The organism is Undibacterium pigrum (genome assembly GCF_003201815.1).
Taxonomy (GTDB): domain Bacteria; phylum Pseudomonadota; class Gammaproteobacteria; order Burkholderiales; family Burkholderiaceae_D; genus Undibacterium; species Undibacterium pigrum.
Map to the genome: position 1 here is coordinate 683750 of NZ_QJKB01000001.1, position 22895 is coordinate 706644.

At 52.9% G+C, this 22895-nt stretch carries 7 protein-coding genes; 3 read left to right on the forward strand and 4 right to left on the reverse strand.

The features are described from left to right. Positions 1–102: 102 nt before the first annotated feature. Both DFR42_RS03025 and DFR42_RS03030 read left to right on the forward strand, forming a co-directional pair. Positions 103–3225: a TonB-dependent receptor gene (locus DFR42_RS03025; protein WP_211324133.1), complete on the forward strand. Its 3123-nt coding sequence runs from the start codon at positions 103–105 to the stop codon at positions 3223–3225. Positions 3226–3430: 205 nt separating this feature from the next. Further along, positions 3431–4951 (forward strand): tryptophan halogenase family protein, encoded by a 1521-nt coding sequence (locus tag DFR42_RS03030; RefSeq protein ID WP_110253450.1) that lies wholly within the window; start codon positions 3431–3433, stop codon positions 4949–4951. 9 nt (positions 4952–4960) lie between these two features. Here DFR42_RS03030 and DFR42_RS03035 read toward each other — a convergent pair whose 3' ends face one another. Beyond that, positions 4961–5977, reverse strand: a complete 1017-nt coding sequence (locus DFR42_RS03035; protein ID WP_110253451.1) for a sensor domain-containing diguanylate cyclase — start codon at positions 5975–5977, stop codon at positions 4961–4963. A 451-nt stretch (positions 5978–6428) separates the two neighbouring features. Between DFR42_RS03035 and DFR42_RS03045 the strand changes: the two genes are divergently transcribed. Then, a complete protein-coding gene (locus DFR42_RS03045; RefSeq protein ID WP_146218777.1) occupies positions 6429–6923 on the forward strand; it encodes a hypothetical protein in 495 nt (164 codons plus the stop codon). A gap of 87 nt (positions 6924–7010) precedes the next feature. Here the strand turns inward: DFR42_RS03045 and DFR42_RS03050 are convergent, their stop codons facing one another. The 3 genes from DFR42_RS03050 to DFR42_RS03060 all read right to left on the reverse strand — a co-directional run bounded on the left by DFR42_RS03050 (position 7011) and on the right by DFR42_RS03060 (position 22749). After that, on the reverse strand, positions 7011–17474 hold the full coding sequence (locus tag DFR42_RS03050) for a peptidoglycan-binding protein (protein ID WP_110253454.1): 10464 nt from the start codon (positions 17472–17474) through the stop codon (positions 7011–7013). Between the two features lie 67 nt (positions 17475–17541). Beyond that, a complete protein-coding gene (locus DFR42_RS03055; protein WP_110253455.1) occupies positions 17542–19035 on the reverse strand; it encodes a hypothetical protein in 1494 nt (497 codons plus the stop codon). Between the two features lie 36 nt (positions 19036–19071). Continuing rightward, positions 19072–22749: a hypothetical protein gene (locus tag DFR42_RS03060; protein WP_110253456.1), complete on the reverse strand. Its 3678-nt coding sequence runs from the start codon at positions 22747–22749 to the stop codon at positions 19072–19074. Positions 22750–22895 lie beyond the last annotated feature (146 nt).

A 22895-nucleotide genomic window follows, 5' to 3' on the forward strand; every position in this document is an offset into this window, starting at 1 on the left:
AAGCGAACAGTTGCGAAAGGTAACCGCCTGTTCCACGAATGAAGAGAACCCTGCCAGCGCCATATAAAAAGCCCGTCGTTGGGCACAAACCAGGAGACATACATGAGCTTCAGCAAACATCTCGCTTCACACCAGCGCCGCTACCGCGCAACACCTATTGCCATGGCCGTGGGTGCAGCACTACTGGCTCTTTCAACTGCGCACGCGCAAACTGTGCTCGTTGAAAAAACTGCCGAAAAATCAACAGAGACTCCAGCAGAAGCGAAGCAGCCTGCATCGGTGGTCGTTACTGGCTACCGCTATGCCATCGAGAAAAGTCTTGATCAAAAGCGTTCAGCCAACGCCATTGTTGAAGTCGTCACTGCTGAAGATGTCGGTAAATTCCCCGATAAAAACGTGGCCGATGCATTGCAGCGCGTACCGGGCGTGATCGTTAACCGCAGCGGTGGTGAAGGTAAAAATGTCAGTGTTCGCGGTTTGTCGTCTGAGTTGACACTGACCCAGTTGAACGGCAATTACATCGCCACAGCTGAATCCAACGGCGACCCGACCCGCTCATTCAACTATATGTTGATGCCGTCGAATATGCTTTCAAGTGCCGAGCTGTACAAGACACCGGAAGCGCGCCTTGATGAAGGTGGCATAGGTGGCACGGTGATCCTGCGCACGCGCCGCCCGCTGGAAGTCAAATCCAACAGTGGTTTTGTTTCAGCTGAAGGCACCTGGGCTGATACCAGCAAGAAAGTTGATGGCCAGTTCTCTGGCCAGTATGCCTGGCATGATGAAGATAATCGCCTGGGCGTGTTGTTTGGCTATACCCAGCAAAAACGTACCACGCGTACAATGGGAGCCAGTACAGAAAACTGGCAATGGTACGCAGATAATTACAAGACCCATCCCGCAGTTGATGTCAATGGCGGACCATCGGGCTTGAATTCGCGCTGGTGGGGGCAGTCTGGTTTTTACGACCAGAGTGGCAAGTACTACAGCAATTTCATGATGCCGACCTCGGTCAATCTTGACGTCAAGAGCGAGGACCGTGAACGCAAAGGTGGGCAATTGACGCTGCAATTCAAACCTGTGCGTAACCTGAATCTGACGGCTAACTACTTCCGTTTCGATCTGTCGCAAAACTCGCAGACCAATACCTTAAAGATTCCAGAATGGAACATCGCTCGCTATGACGGTGATGGCAACTGGCCCGGTGGTCGCATGCTTGATAGCCTGACTTTTGACCGTAGTGGCACCATCGTCACAGGTGCCCAATATAGCGCACGCCCTGGCAAGACCTATTATTGCAGCGGCGATGCGGCAGCAGCAGGTGGCATTAAAAACACCGGTGGTTTTGGTCCTGATGACTGCACCATACCAACACCGCAAATCACAGGCAGCTATAACCGTGAACGTTCTTTGTCGCAAACTGCCGATTTTGAAGCGGAATGGCGCGGCACATCTGTCGACGCTACTTTCAAGGGCGGTCGTACCTGGGCCAGTGGTGGCCCTGAGATGCAATTCACCATGCCGATCAAACCACGTATGCAAAATGCCGACAACAGCTGGACGCTGGGGAACTATGCCAGTTCATGGAGCACGGTCGGCACACCAAGCATGGTGTTTTCGCCGCAACTGATGGCCAACCTGCAAAAAGGCATAGGTGAAATCGACCTGGGCTCAACCTCGTCATCATGGACCAAGAACAGTACCGAACAAAAATATGCACAGGCCGACTTTACCTGGCATACCGACGGCAACTGGCTGGATTCCTTGCAGTTCGGTGTTAAATACCGTGATGGCGGCACTCACCGTAGTACCGGCAACAACTACTGGGCCTGCAAGGGCACTGATGGGAGCAACTACGACAATCGTTATCAGGCAGGCTGTGATTCGAGTGCATCCAAGTTCCAGCCTGGTTTCCTCTACCCGACATCGCTGGACAATATTGCAGGCGGCTTTAATGCCAGCGCATTCCCGGCCATCAATTTTCCTGCGTATATAGCTCACCTGAACCAGACTTATGGTGAAATGCGGACGCGTAACGAAGATAATTTTGTCTATAACGTCAATGAAAAGATTACAGCGGCTTATCTGCAGGCCAATATCAAGACCGATCGCCTGCGTGGCAATGTCGGCCTGCGACTTGTGCAGACAAAACAACATGCCGATTCGACCGATCAGGTAGATTACTACAACGATTACTTCTTCAATGGTGCCAATGGTACACCAGCACCTTGCCGCGCAGGCGGCTTGCCTGCCACCGGTGCTCCGGCTGGATCTGGTTGCATTAGCGGCTATACCACGCTGCCGGAAAGTACGGGACGAAAATCCTCATTTGTAGTCAGTTCGCTTGATCGTAGCTACACTGATGTATTGCCAAGCTTTAATCTGGCCTATGATCTCCGTGACAATCTGGTGTTGCGCGCAGCCGCGTCCAAGGTTGTGGCAAGGCCAGGCTATGGCGACATCGCATCTCCTGGTAGCCTGAATTATTATAGCCAGGAGTATGTTAATGACCGTCGATTGATCGGTGGTGCCGACCAGCAGGGCTGGTTCGGCCAGGGTAGCAATAAGGCGCTGGAACCGTACAAGGCTACCCAGTTTGACCTGGGACTGGAGTGGTATTTCCATCGTGGTTCTGTGCTTGGTGCTGGCGTATTCCGCAAGAATGTCAGCAACTTCGCAGTGCCTGTCGTGTTGAGCATGCCCATGGTCGTCGGTGGTAGCACTGTGACGGTGCAAAACTACTCAACCAGTGCTGGCGGCCGCGATGCAGTCTCGCAAGGTATCGAATTGTATGCGCAGCATACGCTGAAATCCGGGCTGGGCTTCCAGTTTAACTATACCTACAACAATACCAACCAGGCTGCGATCACGCTGGCGGATGGCAAGGAAATTGGCAAGTCACCATTGGTTGGCAGCGCTAAAAACCAGACCAACCTCACCGTGTTTTACAGCAACGACCAATACCTGGTGCGTGCTTCGTACAACCGTCGTGGCGAAGTAGTAGGCGGCCTGGTCAATGGCTTGAATGTGTATCAGGACCCTTACGCTCAACTGGACCTGAACGCAGCGTATAACTTTAACGCGCAGTTGAGTCTGACCGCTTCGGTGCTGAACCTGACCCAGGCAGAGTCCAGTTCCCACCTCGGCAACGACACCAAGGACCGCTTCTACTCCAATGGCTATGCTGGTCGTGTTATATACGTAGGCCTGAATTATAAGTTCTAAGAACCTGTCTACGATCTTACTGCGCGGGTGTGATCGAGGCTCATGCGCTGCTCTTCACCCCGCTGACGCCCGCTCGCTACAGATCGTAAACAGGTTCAACTTTATAAGTTCCAACCCGCTACCTCCCCGCGCCGCAAGGCCGGGGAGTGTCTTTACAGGCAGTGGTCGACCAAGCGGCCACTGCCGTTTTTTTCTGGGAGATGCAATGACCATGAACAAACGCATCAGCAAGATCACTATCGTCGGTGGCGGCAGCGCTGGCTGGATGGCAGCTACAGCCCTGGTCACTTATCTGGGCAAGGGAAGCATCATACGCCTGATCGAGTCAGAAGAGATAGGCATCGTCGGCGTTGGTGAGGCCAGCGTCCCGCACATCAGATTATTCAACGGGCAATGGCTGGGTATAGACGAAGCGGAGTTCGTCAAGCGTACCCAGGGCACCGTCAAGCTAGGCATACAATTTAATGACTGGGGCCGCATAGGTGACAGCTATATTCACGGCTTTGGGGCTATCGGTCGTTCACTGGGGCCGCTGCCGTTTCATCAGTTTTGGCTCAAGCTGTTTCTATCTGGCCGCGCGGCACCGATAGGCGATTATTCACCACAAACGGTGATGGCACCACTCGGCAAGTTCGCGCCTGGCGACCAGAATGCAGCACCCAATTCACCGCTGGCCGACATCGCCTATGCCTATCATTTTGACGCCACTCTGTATGCACGTTATTTGCGCGAGCTGGCAGAAGGCCGCGGCGTGCAACGCATAGAGGGCAAGATAGTCGGTGTCAATCAGCGCGCCAGCGACGGCTTTATCGAGTCAGTGAGGATGGAAAACGAGGCAGTCGTCGATGGCGAACTGTTCATTGATTGTTCAGGATTCAGTGCCTTGCTGATTGAGCAAACACTAAAGACCGGCTATGTCGACTGGTCACACTGCTTACCCTGTGATCGCGCCCTGGCAGTGCCTAGCGAGAGTGTCGATCCCATCACACCGTATACGCGCGCTACCGCACGTGCGGCGGGTTGGCAATGGCGCATACCGCTGCAACACCGGGTCGGCAATGGCTATGTATATTCCAGCCAGCATCTCAGTGACGACGAAGCCGCTGCGACCCTGCTGGCCAATCTGGATGGCAAGGCGCTGGCTGATCCGCGCCAATTGCGCTTTACAACCGGTATGCGTAAAAAGTTCTGGAACAAGAATGTAGTGGCACTGGGGTTGGCCAGTGGCTTCCTCGAACCGTTGGAGTCGACCAGTATCTACCTGGCTCAGTCAGGTGTCACCCGCTTGCTGAGTCTGTTTCCGAAGAGCGATTTCAATCCGCTGCTGGCGGAACGCTATAATCGCGAATCGGTGGCCGAATATGAACGTATCCGCGATTTCCTTGTCCTTCACTACCATGCCACTGAACGCGAGGACACGCCATTCTGGAAGCATTGCCGCAGCATGGAAATCCCCGACAGCTTGCGCGAGGCGATAGAACTGTTCCGCTACGATGGCCGTTACTTCCGCAACGGCGAAGATTTTTTTGCGCTACCGAGCTGGGTTCAGATCATGCTGGGCCAACGCATCACGCCGCTAGGCTACCACTCCATCGTCGATGACATGCCCGAAGACAAGCTGCTCGATTACGTCGAAGGCATGCGTACCACATTCATGCATGCCGTAGCCGCGATGCCTACGCATCAGCAATGGATAGATCGATACTGGAAGGCGACAGCGAAATGAATATACCATTCACCCAAGTACGGTTTTATTACGACCAGCATGCTTGGCTTGATAAAGTGCCTCGTCGGCAGCGTTAAGAATTTGTAGGGCACCTTTGCAGTTGGTTTGCATTGTTGTCACGCCTATGCTGGCAGTTACCGTAATCGTCTTGCCATCGATAGAAATCATGCTTTCCTCGATTTGTTTGCGCAGCGATTCAGCCAGGGCGTATGCACCTTCAGCTGTGGTTTGAGGTAGTACCACGCACAATTCTTCGCCACCGTAGCGGCCAGCTATGTCACTGGAACGTATGCTTGTCTTTACAATTTCACCGACACTGCTCAGAACAGCGTCACCCGCTGCGTGGCCAAATGTATCATTAATCGACTTGAAGTGATCCAGGTCTATCAATGCCATTGATAATGGCGTGCTATAACGGCGGCTACGGTCAATCTCGGCGTCAAAACGCTCGAAAAGCACACGCCTGTTGAGTAAACCGGTCAACATGTCGACCGAGGCCAGATATTGTTCCCGGACTAATGCTTCCATCAACATCTGTTCATGAGCGCGCAGATCAAGCAATGCCATCACCTGGCGCGCCAGACCGGAAAGAAGTTCGCGCTGATGATTATTCAAGGAGTGTGGCTTCTTATCCAAAACACATAAGGTGCCGATATGAAAACCATCTTTTGTGCTTAAGCTGGTGCCTGCATACATATGCATACCAGTTTCAGTCATCAAGCGTAGCCTGGCCGTTCTTTGGTCGCGACTCAAATCGGGAATTTCGAGGAGGCCGTCTTGTAAGATGGCCCAGGAGCAGCAAGCTTCATCTCGTGCCAGAACAGCGTTTGGCATACCTATGCTGGCTACGCTTGTGACGTGATCGTCATCGATCAAGGAGATGAGCGCAAAAGGCACATCACAAATCTCGGCTGCAACCTTGGTTAACAGCTCAAAATCTTTCTCCGCCACTCTATCCAGTTGGCGGTAGCGACGTAAAGCGGCGAGCCGTTCTGACTCATTTTTGGGACGAGGGACGGATATCATTGCTTCCACAGCCACCTCCTGTTTGCCTTGGCGAGTACATGGTAGCAGTTTGCAATCCAGTGGACAAGTTGATCACAAGCAAGTGCGCGAAGCAATCTGGAAAAGTGATTTGATAGGCCAGGAGTCTGGATCCCAGGCCCCGCTGGCCAGCAAAAAATACCTGCAAAAATCATTGATCAACGTGAAATGCGTCCATGGGAGATTGATACTTGCCGGGGAGGGGGAAGAGTAGAGGGGCAACAATTTTGCTTGCTGCCGCGCACGTTCATGACTTATATGTACTTGCAACGACAATGTGGTCGTCCTGAGCTAAAGCCATGTTGACATCGATGAGTATCATTTTGAAAATTTGACAACAACGCCACAAAAAGATGATTTTTCTTTTAGTCTGATTATGAAATTGTTAATATCTGGCTTGAGTGCGTTCTTGCACTCTCTATCCGGTGATGTCATGCGATTGCGATTAACAACAAACTGCTCCAACCAATTGCGGCTGTGCCTGCTGGTTTTTTTTGTGCTGGCGAGCAGCTTCGCTACGCCCGGCTGGGCGCAGACAGGTAGTGGTTGTGTTGGTACTACGCAAAATATGCCCTTGTCACCGAATAGCCGTTCCAGTACGACGGCTTCTGGTGATATCAACAGCGACACACAGGTGACCTTGCAAATTAATGGGCAGTCCTATTGGTTTGCGCTTTTGTCGAGTGCCAATATTGCGCTGCTACTGGGCAAGGATGCTGGCAATGCTGTTGTCACCTTCAAGAAGGGGCTAAGTCTGAACATGGTCATGAACAGCCCGTCTGAATATCTGGTTTTGCTCAGCGGTACCATCATGGATGACATGACAGAATACAATCTGACTGGCAAAGTCATTGCTGTATTTCATTGCACCCAGGTTTCGCAACTGATGCTCGACGACTTCATGGCACCTCCGGGCGGAATGTTTTGATTGCTGGCAGGCTTGCTTCCTTGGCTTTACTGATCAAGCTAATGACGTTGGATGAATGGACCAGGCAGCGAACCATTCATCCAGCGTTCAATTACTCACGACCTTCCAGTGCAGGCGATCTATCGCCAGCAATAATTGCTCAGGCTCACCCGCACTGAAAAACTTAAGGCCAAAGTCCATCGAGGCTGCGCCTGTCGTTGTCGGTTGATTGTCTGCGTACCACTTAGCCACTTGTTCAGTCAGGGCCATGGCAAGGGCTGGTGGTTTTGCCGGGTCTATCTGTATCGTGGTCGATGGCAAGAGATTGATGGGCAGGCTGGTGCGTGCCATGTCGGGCATGGATGGCACCAGGCTATATGAATAACTGCCTGTCATGGTCAATTTCATTTGCCCGCTTGCGCCATAGAATAACTCTTCAAAGAAGTTGCTGACATAGGATTTGATGTCATTGCCTCCGGGAGGAGTGAGCTGGCGCAAATCATATTGCTGATAGCTGAGTAGCGGCAAGATGGGGTCGGTGAATTTGACTTCCGGTGTCTGATACAAAAACTCTGGCATGGTTTGTACCGTAGCCGCCTGTTCCAGCGGGAACAGAAACTTGTTGCGCTGTATGTACATGGATGACTGCGCATTTTGATACATCATCACATTCAAGCCCGGCACGGACACTGCCCAGTTGCTGAGATCTTTGGCCTCGTCATAAGACAGAGGATCACCGCTGGCTGGTGGTATGGGTTGATAGGTATAGGCAAACAAGGCACCCGGTGGCACTGGTGATACTGGTGTGGCCTGGTATTGCTGGGGCAGGATTTCCATTACTGGTGCGGGCAGGGTGACGAAGCCATTGCTGACGGTATGGCTGTTGCTGTCATAGGTAGCCGCAACACCGCTGATGCTGAGCTTGACGATTTCGTATTGCGCATTGCCATTGGCGTCGCTGTTTAACAGGGCATCAAATGTGATGGGTGTACTGCCGACACCGGTAGCCTGGGCAGCCTTGAATAGGCCAAATTGTCCGGCATACACATCGGCCACCTGGTTTACCAGAGCCTGGAAGGCATTGGTGGCCTGGGTGGCTTTTTTGACCTGTGCTTCGTCATCAGTTTGCCCATCGATCTTGACGAGGTAATTGTCAAGATCGGCTGAAATGGCGGGGTAATTTGTGACAAACTCTGCCAGCGCACCAAACAAATCTGTCTTCTTGACGGCGGTTTTGTTTTGTACTGCGCCAGGTACATTCAGCACGACGTTGATATGAATGGCATCCTGTGCAGCTTGCTGGTAAATGTAGTTGAAGCCATAGTCCCACATCGCCAGATCTGCTGGCGCGAGCGTGCCAGAGTTGTTGGTGGACGCGACCGCAGTCTGGTTGTTTGCCGTAGGCGGCACCGGCAAAGCACGGTTCATGACAGGGATATATTGTGTATCTTTGCCCAGAGCAAATACCAGCGGGCCATTGATGAAGCCCAGCCATTGGCTGGCAACATAATTCTTGATGCCGGGTATGCTGCTGCGGTCAAATTCCATGTGCGTGATCTGGTAGTTCATATCCAGGGCAACATACGCCTGGTCAGCCACATTTTTTGACACAAAATTGAAGGCCAGCCTTGGCAGCACACCAGCATTGCTGGCGAGCGGAATACGGGCTGGTGTCAAACTGTAATTCTGGTTTTTGCCAGCACTACCACTGGTGCCAGCACCGTCTGCTGCCGTAGGCTGGCCATACAGGGCAGGTGGGCCAGATGGGCCGTTGCCATCGGCTCCGCCAACCTGTTCCAGGCCATAGACCACGACTGCACCTGCACTAAAGGCAGTTCCCAGAGTATTGAGCAATTGCTGGCGCATGGTTTCTTTTGCGCTGGCAAGCGTGGAGCTGTCTCCAGCAGATGTGCTCAAGATAGGGCTGACCGTGGTGCTGATGGCATCTGCCAGTTTTTGCTTGGCTGCCAGCACCTTGCCGAGATCACCGTCCTTGAGCGGATCTTTGCTCTGATTGATTTTGTCGAGGATGAAAGCGGCAGGCGCAAAACCAGGGGACAGGAATTTATCAATTGCATTCAGGCAGTTCTCAAACCAGAGGTTCTGGTCTATGCCATTGAAACTCAGGGTCTGTTCTTCATTGTCAGGATAGGTGTTGATGCTGACGGTATTGCTGCTCAGTGACTTGGCAATAGGCAGCGGTGCATAATAGCCAGCTTTTTCTGCGATCTGGAAGTAAATACCTTTACCGGCACTGCGGCCAAATCTGACTGCAAAAATTTGCTGAGTCTGCTGGCGTTCTGTATTGCCAGCCTGGGTCAGGCCATTGCCGGCTTTCATATACCAGTCTGCCGTTTGCAGGCAGGTTTCCAGCGCCGTGGCAAACTGGGTGTAGCTGGAAGTGTCAGCTTTGTTATCAGCTTGCGGCAGGATGGCGCTGCTGACGGAAACGCCGTCGACCAGTGCGGCAATTTGGGGTGTCACCAATTCTGCCTTGCGGGTAAATACCAATGCCACGTCAAGGGCAATCAGATTCTCATTGACGATGGCGGCAAGCGAGATAGGCAAGCTCAGACTGCTGATCGGCGCCAGTGCCAGTGGTGCATTTGCCTGCGGTTCTGCATCCAGCAGTGCTTGCAAATAAGCTGTACAGGCGGCCACATAATCCCGGATGATCTGGGCTTGCGACGGGTTGAGTTCTGTTACCGGTGAGCTCAGCAAAGAGTTGACCAGGCTCATGCTGACCGCATTGCCGCTGAGGCCGGGTACGCCGAGACCAGTGTAATCCTGGTTCAGCTGGAAATAGATGCTTTGGTAGCTGGCCAGGTCATTGAGGATATCCTGGCGTTCAGTATATGGGTTGCCATCCATGCGCAGCAGGATTTGCAGGGCAGGGCTAGTGGCTGTGCCGCTGAAGGTATAAGTGGTCTGGGTTTTTGGCCAGGACGAGATGCCTATCAGGCGATCTGTGTATTGCAAGGGGATAGGCATATTGTTGAGAGCTCCGTTATAGCCGGATGGTACCAGCTCAAACGGTGTTATCGTGGTATTGCCAAACAGATCTTGCCAGCGCAGGGCAATCGACGTGTAGGTACCCACGCCGACATAAGGGTTGGCATCTGCTGAAGGCAGCCCTGGCCCGCCGACTGAAGGAGCAGGATTGATGCGGGCAAACATTTCCCCTTTGCTGTTTTTTCCATTGTAACCAAGCGCCTGACGATATTCGAAATCATTTTCTGCTGCCTGGGCCATACGCGCACTACGGGCATGCATCGCAGTCCGGTGGCTGGCATGGCGATCAGTTTGGCTGTCATCATCATCGCCATAGTCCTGCGGCCCGAAAGGCAGGCTATACGGGCTGGACAGGAAATACGGGTTAGTCTGCAAACCGGCAGAGAGCGTATTGTAGAGTCCGTACAGCAAGCTGGCAGGGGTATCGTCGGCATTGGCATTGGCCCTGGCTTTCAGGCGAGATTGCTGGCTGTCAGGATTCTCGCGTTCCAGTACAAAGGCAACATTGCCCGGGTCCTGGTTCGCTTGTATGGTGAGTACCTGGGTTTCTATATCAAGCACAGTGCCATCGGGGAATATACCTTTCATTTGTGCTGCGCCAGCTGCGAGTGCTTCAGGTGACAGGCGATAATAGGCTGCCATACTGGCAAAGGTATTGCCAGGGCCGCTAGCGCCGACCAGGTAGGTGAAAGCCGGTATCACAAAACTATTGCCAACCGCTACACTGACGCCAGGATTGTAGCTGGCGATGTTTGCACCTGTCATCAATGGTGGCTGCATGCCCGTGGCATAGTAGGCTGCCAGCCTGTCGAGTGCGGTGGCTGGATTTGCAGCATCGGCCTGGCTCAATTGATGGACGATGCCTGTCACCGGAATCGCGCTATCCTGGCTCAGGAGCTTGTCATCATTGGCGGCAGCCAGCCTGCCAGGGGACACGCCATACAAGAGGCCCAGGCTGCTCAGGCTTTGCTTTGCAGCCTGTTTCAAGGCCAGGCTGTCGCCACTGGCAAGCTGGGATTCCAGTACCACGACATCCTGTTGCAAATCGATGTTCTGATTGCTGACAAAGGCGTTCACAAAGTTAGGCACTACCCTGCCGCCGGCAGGCAGGGTATTGTGAGCAATGGTAACCAGCAGTGACAAGGTGGCGGTGCCTGTTGCATCGAAGATGGATGCAGGCAAGCCAGTGCCAGATGCACGTTCTTGCCAGTACAAATAATAACCGCCACCACGAACCACAGACTGCTCCCACAATAATTTAATGAATTGTGAAGGCGTGTTGGCTATGCCCTGTGGCACATCATCAACCGCGCGGAGCAAAGCTTGCGAGCTGGGAGGAGGATTGCTTTCTGTCGACAGATTGGTTTGCGTCAGGAAGGCAAGGAATTCGCTGTCTGCCTGGCTCGTCAGGCTGGGCTCACTGGTGCCGCCCTGGTTATATAACAAGAATAAGCCAGATACCAGATTTTCACCCAGTGCTGCGATGGCAGTCAGCAAGAATTGCAGGCGCTGTGCATCTGCTGCCGATGGGCCCAGTACCTGATATACCGTAGCCATGCTGGTGGCTGCTTCCAGCGTGGCGCTATTGTCATGGCTAGGAGCTGTGCTTGAAGGCAGGCGGGTGATCTGGAAATCGACACGGCTGGCGTAAGCATAGCTGTGCATGTCCGTGTACACAGTCTTGCTGCTGTTGGGTGGTGTGTTGCCTATGCGTGGCAGGTAGGCAGGCAGGAGCGGAAGCAGGCTGGCATACTGGTCTTCATCAAACACTGTTTCCAGCGTGGCCTGGCGCTCCTGTATCGAAGCCAGCATGGCTTGCGGCAAACTCCAGAGGTAAGGCGTTGCGCTGCCTGATTGCGTGTTTGCAAGATCGATCACCTGTCCATTTGGACTGGTGATCTCATTGATACGGTTTTGATCCGAACTGTTCCAGACGGCATGAGAACTGCTGACAAACTGCTTGGGTTTGAAATCAACTGGCGGCAGAGCCTGGCAACTTGGTGATGGCAGGAACTTGCCTGACCTGGCATAGCTGAGCACACTGCTGAGCAAAGTGTAGGCATCGTCCAGTTTGACATCAATTTTTGTTTCGTTGCTGTTGTTGAATTTTATGAAGTCGAGATTGATATCATGTGATTCATCAGCGCGTGACAGCGTGATGGAATAAGCGCTGGCTGCATCAGGCACAGGGAATTGCTGGCCAGTTAATTGGTAGAGAGCGTATTCCTGTTGCTGCGCTGGATACAAAAATTCGTTTGACAGATCAAGACCGTCTGCCTTGGGCAGACGCAAACCGTAAGTCACAAAGCGCGCGACCTGGGCGGCAACCTGGCCTACTGCACCTGTTGTTTGTATTGCATCCCATATCTGACTGACTGGCAGGGCGTCGAGATTGGCAACCGCCAGATGGCTGTTTTCTTCATCCCTGGCAAACAGATCAGGGACACTTCTATTGCTTTGGGCGATGCTGCTGACACTGATGGCAAAGGCAGCGGCAATGCTATTGAGGGTGTCGCTTGCAGTTTTATAGCGTAAATCAGGTATGGCAATTTGCCCTGTCGGCAGCAACAAGTCAGCCAGACTGTACAGTACTGATTGGGTTGACAGCGTCGTCAGGCTTATTTGCAAGACTGAGGCGATGTTGCCAAAACTGTCGCCAGGTGTCGTAGTGTAAGGCTCAACAACGTTGCCAATAACTACTGTGAAGCTGATGTTGGGCCGCAGGATGCGGGCATCAGGATTGGCAATGATCAGTTGTGCGGGCGTCGTGGCCCAGCGCTGCGTGGTGCTGTCTGTGTAGCGTGCTGCTACGGTGTTCAAATCATCCCGGCTCTGTATGGTCGCGCTGAGCTGGCTCAGGGTGATGGGCAGGTCTGTTGTCAGTTTGTAGTCTGCATTGGGCAAGGCAATATCATCTACATCAAGCAGATTGCCATAACCATTGAGAGTAGTGAGTATGTCATTGATGGATTGTGCACTGGTGAGAGGGTAGGCATAATTATTGAATGCATCGATACCCGCTTGTAGCAGCGCACGGCCTATCAGTGTGAAGACATCCACAAATATAAAGGCGGCCATGGATTCTGCTGTTTCGTCCTGCAGCAGCTTTTGTTCAGGTGCACCTTGCCTGGATGCGACATTCGCGGCAACTTCGCGCAGGCTGTCTGCGACCAGTTTGCGATATGTGGCATTGGCCGTTGCATAGGTTTCCAGCGTGATGGTTTTGCGGGCGCTGCCGCCATCAGGGGCGGGCACGCTTAATATCAAGCCATCAAAGCCCGGGAACAGCGTGGCATTGGCCAATTGCGTCGCTGGCTGGATATCAATATCAAAACCATCGCGCAGGAATTGCAGCAATTCCTTGATGGTAAATGCGACGTTGGCAGAGTTGCCCAGCCAGTTCATGTCAGATTCCAGCTTGTCCCTGCTCACTGTGCTTGCCAATGCATCCGGCAATTGTAGTGGCTGATCCGGGAAGACATTTTCACTCTGTAAAAGATTCAGTAACCACGGAAAGTAAGTCTTGCAGAGCAATTCAAAAGAGCTGGTGCCAGATCCACCATCTGGCGAGGTAGAATCGGGAGCATCCATCGCCAGCAGGCAGACAAAAGCGCCTTGCTGTTGCTGGTAAGTAGTTGCCTTCTCAGGGGCAAGTATGGTGAATTGCGGTGAGACATATAAATTTAACTTCGGCTTGACTGGCACAGGTGCCAGTCTCATAGGCATTGAATAACTGCCAGTATCGGCCGCATGCGTGAAGCTGGCAGGCAAGGCATGGCTGCGCTGGCCTTTCAGTGGCCTGGCCTTGTCCCACGGCGCACGCGAGTCCGAACCTATGACAAACTTGGCACTGACTGTTGCCGAGAAACTCACCGAGATAGAGAAAGAGAAGATGCCGAGATCTATCTTCACCTTGAGGCTGATCTTGACTGAAGCTGTCACCGACAAGGGGATGGCACGGTAGGATTCATACACAATCTGTACTGACACGGTGATATTCACCAGCAAGGATGCCGAGATGATCTTCAGATCGACTTCACCATAGAGCAGGCCGATGACACCCACCGTACCCTTGAGCTTGAAGTAATGCGATTCTTGTACGCTGGCCGTATTGCCTGTGACGGCAGGCAGGTTGTCGCTGCTGTCGTACGGCCTGTAGGTGGCAATCACACCTTCGATAATGCCAAAGACGGTCAGTGCAAAGCCAGCCTTGAGCGGGCCCTTGACGAAGTTATACCCAAGCCCGATTTGCAGGCCAAGACCAAAAATGATGACAGGATTGAAGCTGCCCAGCTCGGTTTTTGGCACCTGGGTTGCGGTGGCGCTCGACAATTTACCAAAGTATACGCCGCCCGAACCCAGTACCGGCACACCATACACAATGGCACTGAAACTGAATGAACGGGAAAAATCAAGATTGTAGGGAAAACCTATGTCAATGACGAAGTCGCCATTGGTATAAATCTTGATGCCTATCATGGGCAAGACCACGCTGACAGCACCAAAATTGAGATTGCGTATGCTGTCAGGGAAGGTGAAATCAATCTGGAACAAGCCGATGTCATCGGTAATTTTTTTGTAGAGGATATCCACAATCAAACCTGCCAGGCCACCCATTTTTGGACTGCCAAGGGCCAAGCGCATGCCATACAGATTGGGATCGTTGAACACCAGTTGCAGGTCTACCGCCCAGACACCGGCCGTTTGTAAAACCCCCAGATGCGCGGCGATCAGCCAGTTGCTGTTGGCGTTGTAGTATGGCTGCCCAGGCTGGGTAGTGCCTGGATTGACCGGGTTATCCTTGCCCGTTGTCGATGGCACGTTTTGCAGGGCCTTGATGACTGCTGCTGTCGAGTCAAAACCCGGCGAACCATAGATACTGACACGTTGTCCCAGGACCAGCAAAAAGACCTTGAAATAGCTGGAACCCTGGCCTGGTACCTGTGGCATATTCTGCACGTTCTGGCCTTTGCTGGGGTCTATCAATGGCCCCATGGTGCCCGCCAGCAAAGGAGGAACCGTGGCATCAAGCGCCAACATGACCTTGCCATCTGTGTCGCGCGTCAGTATCAATTTGTTGATGATGATAAAGCCAAGATTCAGCGGTTTGCTGAGAGTGTAACTGCCGGACAGGCGGTTTTGCACACCATCCTTGAGCGAGACATTGATGGCCAGGCCATCAAGTGAAATCTGGTTCAGCAAATCCCAGGGAGAGGGCAGGGTAAAGTAAGGATCGCCCAGAGTGCGTACCAGTGACTGTATCAGTGTACCCAGTGACCAGCCTTTCATAGTGAAGCTCAGCATCTGGGTGTTGGTAGTATAGCTGGCTGTAAAACCTTCCCAGGTGACAAACAGGATATTGTTAGGACCTTCCGCCGTAGGCTGAAAGCTGTAACCGAAAGTCAGCTTCAGGTTGATGGCGCTGTAAATCCAGGTTGTCGTGGCTGAACCGGAAAATTGCTGTGTAGGCGGTTTGCTGCCATCATATTTGACGCCGATGGTGGCTTTGTCGAGGCCAAATACTTGTTGCTCGCCGAACTTGAATTTCCAGGAAAAGCTGGTATCTATGCTGTAGCTGGTTGCCAGGGCTTGTGAAGGCTTGCCTGTCGGTATGGTGGATGCAATGGCAAAGCTCAGGATACGCAAATCACCCGGCAAGAAGTCTGGGAAGTCATAGATGCCGCCCGCTGCAAAAAATTGTTTGATGACCTCCTGTACTTCCAGTGGCTGGCTTAATTCTGCCGAGAGGTTCCAGCGTGCCGGTGTTTGCTGTCCGTCATAGGCCACCACGCAATTGGCCTGTAAAGGCCCTATCCCCAGCAAACCTGATACTTGTCCCGCCCATGCTGTACCGCTTCCAGTGGTCACTGGCACATTGCTATTGCCTGGAGGTGCTGTGGCGCTCAGCCCCGACAGGCTGACAGCCCCACCTGAGATTTTTAGTATAGGGTAGTTGCCAACGGTCAGGAAAGAAAGTTCTATTTCAAAGTCGCTGGAAAACTCAAAGCTTTGTGCAGTGCCATCCAGCGCCAGTTTGATATTCGATAATTCTGCCTGTATCGTCGATGGCAGGCTGACCGCACCATTCGATACCACATTCAAAAAATCACTAAGACTGGCCTTGCCATCAAAACCTGCCTCAAACAGCAAAGCGGAATTGAACTGGATCTGGAATTGGCCGCCATCAGTGCCATCCATGTTTTTGAAAACCGTGGGCAGGAGCTTGAAGGTAGAGCCAAACTGGTAAGTAAACCTGGGATTTTTGAATGGCTGGCTGACTGCCCAGTTCAGGAAAAAAGAAGTAATGGTGAATGACAATGCCGGTGTTGGTGCCGGTATGGGCTGCCAGTTCAGGCCTGGCACTGAACCCAGTTGCAGTGTGATGTCGGTGATGCTCGGTGGTGCAGTTAATGCCCCACTGATGGACATGCCATCCAGACCGAATGAACTCAGGAATTGTTGCAGCACTGCCGGTGTCGCACGGAAATAACTGCCACCGCCGCCAATCAGGCTGATGGCGACTGCGGGGCTTAGTGGTGGGCCATCTTCACCCGCAGTCAGTGCTACTGAATAGCTTGCTGATTGACCTTCATTGGGGAACAGCATGACCGCGAGCTGGTAAGTGCTGATATCCACGCCTTCAATTTTCAGATCACATGTCAGGGCCAGGGTGGGGGCAAGGTCAACATCTACGGATGAATCTGCATCATTATCAGCATCGGCCAGCAGGGCTTGTGTCTCGGCATCCCATAGCAGGCGTTCTGTTTGTCCGGCTTCTGGCTTGGCAGCAGGTTCGGGTATGCTCAGTGTCAGTGACGGATTGCTGACTTTCAGGTAACCGGCGAAATCAAATTCTGCATTGCTGAGGCTGGCTGAGATATTCCCGCTGGGCATTAGCGTGCCGGTTTCAAATGTGGTGCCGTCATACAGGCCCAGGTTCAATGCACCTGTCAGTGTCAGGTTGCCAGTCGGCGCAGATAGTCCTGGAAAAAGGGCCAGCATGGGCACAGCCAGTGCAGGCAAGGGAACTTGTGCAATCAGGTTTTGCCGTGCACCGCCAAACACTTTGGTGCCACCGTTCTGTGCCCAGGGGTAGACACCATCGGCAGTGGAAAAGATGAACTGGACTGCAGACAAATCCAGTTGGTCAAATGGCCAGCCACCCATGAAGGGGAAGCTGCTACCCCAGCTCCAGTTGGCGGGGATTGACAGTATCTGCACTACCAGTACGCTGTCGCCCGTAGCATTGGCGGTGCTGGAAAACACCAGTGTCGCTGCAGTATTGAGCAAGTTGCCGATGAAGGGCAGTTGTGCACTGCTGATGGTAAAACTGCCATCCGTCACTGGGCCTACTGCCTCGGGCTGGCAGGCAATCAAAAAGGAGGCTGCCTTGATCTGGAAAGCCTGGCCTATGATGTCATCGTACTTCTCTGGCAGTTTGACGTCAGGATCAGCCAGGCCTTTATTGAGGAAGTTGGCATCGAGTGCAAATGTTCCCAGGCCAGCGGCGGTTTTGATGGCTGTCTGTAAATTATTAAGTGCTTGATCAATATTGGCCATGGAGAACTTCTTCCTTGTAAACTAAGTATGCTGTTGCCAGTCGAATGAATGTCGATTCAAATGCGATTCAGATACTGGCAAACAGTGCGAGGTGATCGCTGGTGCCTCGCAGGTTGCCGTAATTGCTCCAGCCATTGAGCGAACGCGCCAGCCCTGCTGCGTAGTTGGGGGCGGGGGCCTGTGGCCAGGCTATGGGCAGGGGACCAGCAGGTGGGATTGCTGGTGCGAGTGGCAGATTGGTCAAACCATGCGGCATAATCCGTGTGCCTGTTGGTACTCCTACAGGCAAGCCACCAACCAGATTGAACGGCGTGCCTGTGACTTGATTCATGATGGTGAATTGCGGCGCGCCTGGCGCTGGCTGTACCAGGATATTGTCAATGGAAAAGAAATTATTGACGATATCGCTGCCTATGTAGCGGTATCCTGGATAATGCGAGGGTACTGGCGCACCTGCAGTATTGTCCGACCACAGGAAACGGGAATTTTTTGTTCTTTGCGCATTTTTGCGGGCTGGCTTGATATGCGTCGCCAAATAACCTTGATAAGACTCAAGGGCGATACCACCAGGCAGGGCAGGGGGAGGATAAAGCAGGGCCGTATAATTGAGGCCGACCAGGGAATTGTAGGCGTTGGTTCTGGCACCCAGAGCTGTGATGGTATTGAGATTAAAGTCGCCGCAGACTATCTTGACTTCATTGTGGAGCGCAGCGGGTGGAGTAGCCACATCAGCCGCACCAGACAACAAGACATTCATGTAATTGGTGGCGCCGATAAAGTTGGGCGGTGAATGAACGGCAATGATAGTCAGGTTGCGGGTGATTGCTCCGGTATTGTCTTCTTCAACAAAACTCACCATATACGGCTGGCGCAAGCCATTGTAATTTATGAGGCCGCCGATAACGGGTGGTGCAGCAGCGGCACCAGGATCTGCCACGAAACTGATGCGGGCAGCCACGGTGCTTTCAGCCAGTGTGCCATTGTATTGCGCCCCCGCAGGTATGGCACGGGCGACCACCCCGGGCGGATCAAGAAATTCCAGGATGTTGGGCCAGCCAACTGCGACGCCCGGATAAGGTGCAGGGGCGCCAGCTGCAACTGAGACATTGGCGCCTGTCCAGATATTTGGTCCAGTAAAATAGCGTTGCACCTCCGTAGGAGTTCCTACCGTACCTGATACACCGCGATAAAACACGGCCACCGACTCGGTCAACCCGCCAGCACCAACTTTCAAGGGCGGCACTAGCCGCCATTCCGCATTATTGGGGTCAAGCGGGTTCGCACGTAGCAAATCGAGAATATAGGATGCCCCATTCAGACCGCCAGTGTTGGTGGCCAAATCGCCACCGCCACCTGCACCGCTGGAAACTTCAACGACGACGATGATGTCAGGCTGGGTTGCATTCAGAATCGCCGCCAGATTAGTGCGTCGCTGGGCAGAAGCTACAGCCGGGCTGTTGCCGCCATTTTTGCCCTGCCCGTAGCGGGGACGCTTGCGGCTGGGGTCATTGAACTTGTTGATGCCAAAGTTTTCAATATTCCAGTACACGATGTTGGTCATGGCCTTTATCCTTATCTATTACTGTATCTATTACTATTAGTTAATAGTCGCCTTCTGTGGGCTTGACTGCTCGATTGCGTGCAGATTTGTCAGTTTGGCGTAGTCAGGAATTTCAGAAATTGGTAGCAATTGCGACTGCTCTGTCAGTACCTGATTATTCTTGCTCTTGTCTGCAACATAGGCGGCATACCATCCCAGGCTACCTGTATTGTCAGGGTCGCCAAACAGGAAAAACTGAATATTCGCATCTGGTGGGAGCTTGGCGATGCCAAAAATCTTGATGGCAATATTGTCCAGACGCAGGCAGTAATAAAAGGCATCATTGCTGGACCCCGGTACTTTCTGGCGCATCAGACTGATATTGTCGATAGCGACTTTGAAGATACCTTGCAGGCTGATCAGTTTTGCACCCGGGGCTGCGCCTGGCAGCGATAAACCGACAAATAGCGCATGGCTGTCTTCACCGGCCTTGCTGACAGGGCTCCAGGCAAGCAGCAAACGCGAACTGAAACCGGCTGCAGACGCCAGTGCGCCCGGGCCACCCATGGTGACGTTGTACACCACGCCATACCAGGGGCCTTCCAGTGTCGTCAGGTTAAGTGCTGTAGTAACGGGCAAGAAACCAAAATCGGCTGGTAGCTGGCCATCACTGGCCGCGATGAAGCTATTGAGTTGCAGACCAAAACCCTGGAACAGGCTGGCCTCGCGTATGCTGCTGCCTTGTAGATCGTAAGCCAAGTTGGTAGTGACCTCGGTGAAAACCACGGCATTGGGTGTGGTTTGCGGATAACGCATGTCTATCACCAGATTGGAAAAGGAGAGACCCTGGCCCTGAGGCTGTGCTGTAATTTCCGTGGCACCAAAAGAGAGTACATCCAGCGTCGTTTTGTTGATATCCTTGAGCGCCGCAAAATTCAGTGTACCCAGGGCGATGAAGCGATTCAGTACAGTAGCACCGCCATCGACATTGCCCAGGCAATTGAATTGTATGCGGTTGATGGCAACCGCATTGAGAACATTGCTATCGAGCGCAAAGATGGTGGGTGATGACTGTTCGAAGATGTAGACACCAGTACCATTCTGGTCAATATAACTGCCATTCAACACCACTCCATTGAATGGCGCTTTTTGTCCTGCAAAGCTGGTCAGCGTGACATTTGAATTAAGCAGGCGATTGACACCAAGCTGCACATAACTCTTGAAGGTCTTGATGGCTGCATTGTCAAACAAGACCTGCAATTGCAAGACACGGAAGGCATAATTGCCGGTCTGTGGCAGAGCAATCGGCGTATCAGCAGGCAGACCGGCAAGCTGGTTGACTGCAAATTGCGGGTCCAGATAATCAATCAGGCCAAAGCTGCTTGAATCACCGTTGAAGGTCAGGCTACCATCTGTCTGCAAATTCACGCGGCTGGCCGTAAAGCCAAAATGATGTGCTGTGAAGCGTTGTAAATCCAGCCCTGCGACTATGCCTTGCAAGCCGGCTGGCAGGCTGGATGGTTCAAGATCTGCCCGCAAGACCAGCACCCCGTTCCAGGCCGGATCATTGACCAGTTCAACAAAATGGCGGTAAGGCGAGTTTTTATTGTTGGCCACCATCAATTCAGCAGCGCTGACATAGTCTTGCAGCCATTGCGACAAACCAGTATAGGCAACGCCTTGCATGCCAGTATCGGTATTGGCTGGCAACGAAAATTCAGCAGCACTGGACCATGCATTCGGGTTCTTGATACGGTCCTTAAAACTACCACTACAGTATTTAAGCAGCATCACATTGCGATAGACAGTAGGCGTGACTCCCTGGCCTACTTCGGCAGACATGCTCCAGCCAGCAATATTGATCTTGTTCCTGAAGACGGAAGGCGCGGTCGACAGATTGGCAGGATTAACGGCAACCAGGAATAACTGGTTGGTTTGCAGTGCATCCTGCAAGGCAATATCTGGCAGTTCGAAACCAAAAGGCAGTGAGCCGCCAGTTTGCCCCAGTGTGACTGATAAAAATGCACCGTGATCTGCTGGCACCGTGGAGACGGTAGCAATCGCCCCCTGTGGTGTCGTGCGATAAGCGGTATTGCCGTCTGCTGTCAGCAGACCCTGCTTTGCTAGTTTGCGCACCAGGCTTCTCGCCTGCCACAAGCTGCTTGCACCTTGCGAGATGATGCGCTTGCGCGTCGCGGCCAATATGCTGCTTTCAAACGCGGCCAGAGTTTGCCCGTCAGCAGTAGTCGATGACATTGCCGCATATGGCACCAAGGGAAATGCCAGGGCAGCTCCATGTGGTAGCGGCATTTCAGGGGGAGCCGATGGCAGCAGGGGGCTGGCGGACTGACTCATGCGCTGATGTCCATATAGCGGGCTGCCACCGGGTTCAGCATGGTAAACCACGGCAGATTTGCTGCCTTGCAATATGGTCGCCCAAGAAGTCTGGCGAGTTGCATTCAGTACGGTGCTCACCGCGCCTGAATTGGGTTGATCCAGTGTTGCATCGACAAATGGAAAGCTTGGCGCATACGCAGCCGAACCGGTGCGATAGAGCAGATAGTCATTATCTGTTGCCTCGGTATTGGCATCATAATTGCTGAAGCTGATGCGCTCTGAGCCAAAAATGCCACATAGCAGTTTTGCCGGTGCCCCCGCTGCCAGCCCGGCAACGTTCATGCCAAAGCGTCCTGCCAGGGTAAGGAGGGCATTGGCAAGCAAAGGGTCGGCAGGCGCTGCCGCATCAGTGCTCAGGGCCAGCGCGCCAGATTGTAGACCGGCGAAAGGCGGTTGGCCATCGCTGGCACCAAGTGCAATCAGGTTGATCTGGTTGCCATAATCATTCACAAAGGCAGATGGCAGGGCAGGGGTGCTGGTAGGCAGAAAACCTGTGCGTAAAACACCTGCCAATTGCGCCGCTGCAGTCAGTTTTTGGTTATAGGGGTCCAGTGGGTCAACAGTGCCCATCCAGGTGATGCTGTTTGGCAGCTGCGCAGGAGCAGTCAAAATGGGATAGCGGAATTGCCGCTGGCCCCCTTTGCCATCGGCAGTGTATACAAGACTCACAGGCAAACCGCTTGCACCGAAGGCGGCACGCGCATCAATGCTGGCGGTGAAGGTACAGCAACCGGTATTGCTACCGATAAAAGGAATAAAGTTACGTATGAATCCATTGGTACCAGTGACGCGGATGCCAAGATTGCCTGATCCGCGCTGGAAAGCAATCGCAGGCGGTGTGGCAACGGGTGCCGACAGCCTCAGCATGCCGTTATCCTGGTCTATATATATCCCAGTGCCGAGCAAAATATTAAACAGCAAATTTTGCCCCAGCCGGACATTGAGGTTGGAATTGGTGGTGAAAGACTGGTCTACCGAGTTATACAGTATGCTTATCCCATAGTTATTGAAGGGGCCAAATTCCAGCGGATCGACACTTTTGAGCCAGAGTATGGTTGAGGAGGAACCTGTATTCATCGCCAGGTACTGGCTGACGGCATTGATGAAACTGCCTGGATCAGTATCGAGTGCCAGCGGACGTGTCTGCGCAAACAGATAAGACGCTTTATTGTCTGGTGATAGAGAGTCACCGAAAGAAATGCAGTCAGGCGGCGTCTGTCCATTTGCTGGTAGCAGGTAGCCCGACCATGCTCCCATTGCTGCACGGGGCGCTTCATACAGACTCGCTTGAGAGGCTGGATCAGTGCATAAGAAGTTGAATGCAGGGGAATCGATCATCAGGAACTCCGCTCTTTGCAAGTGTTTGATTTTTTGCGCAGCCGTATGCTGCGAAGCTCATAGACCTGGGTGCAAAATGGCAGCGCAAGACCCATGCGTGCCAAATCAGCTTTGATCTGGTGCTATTGGCACTACCCGTATTTTGC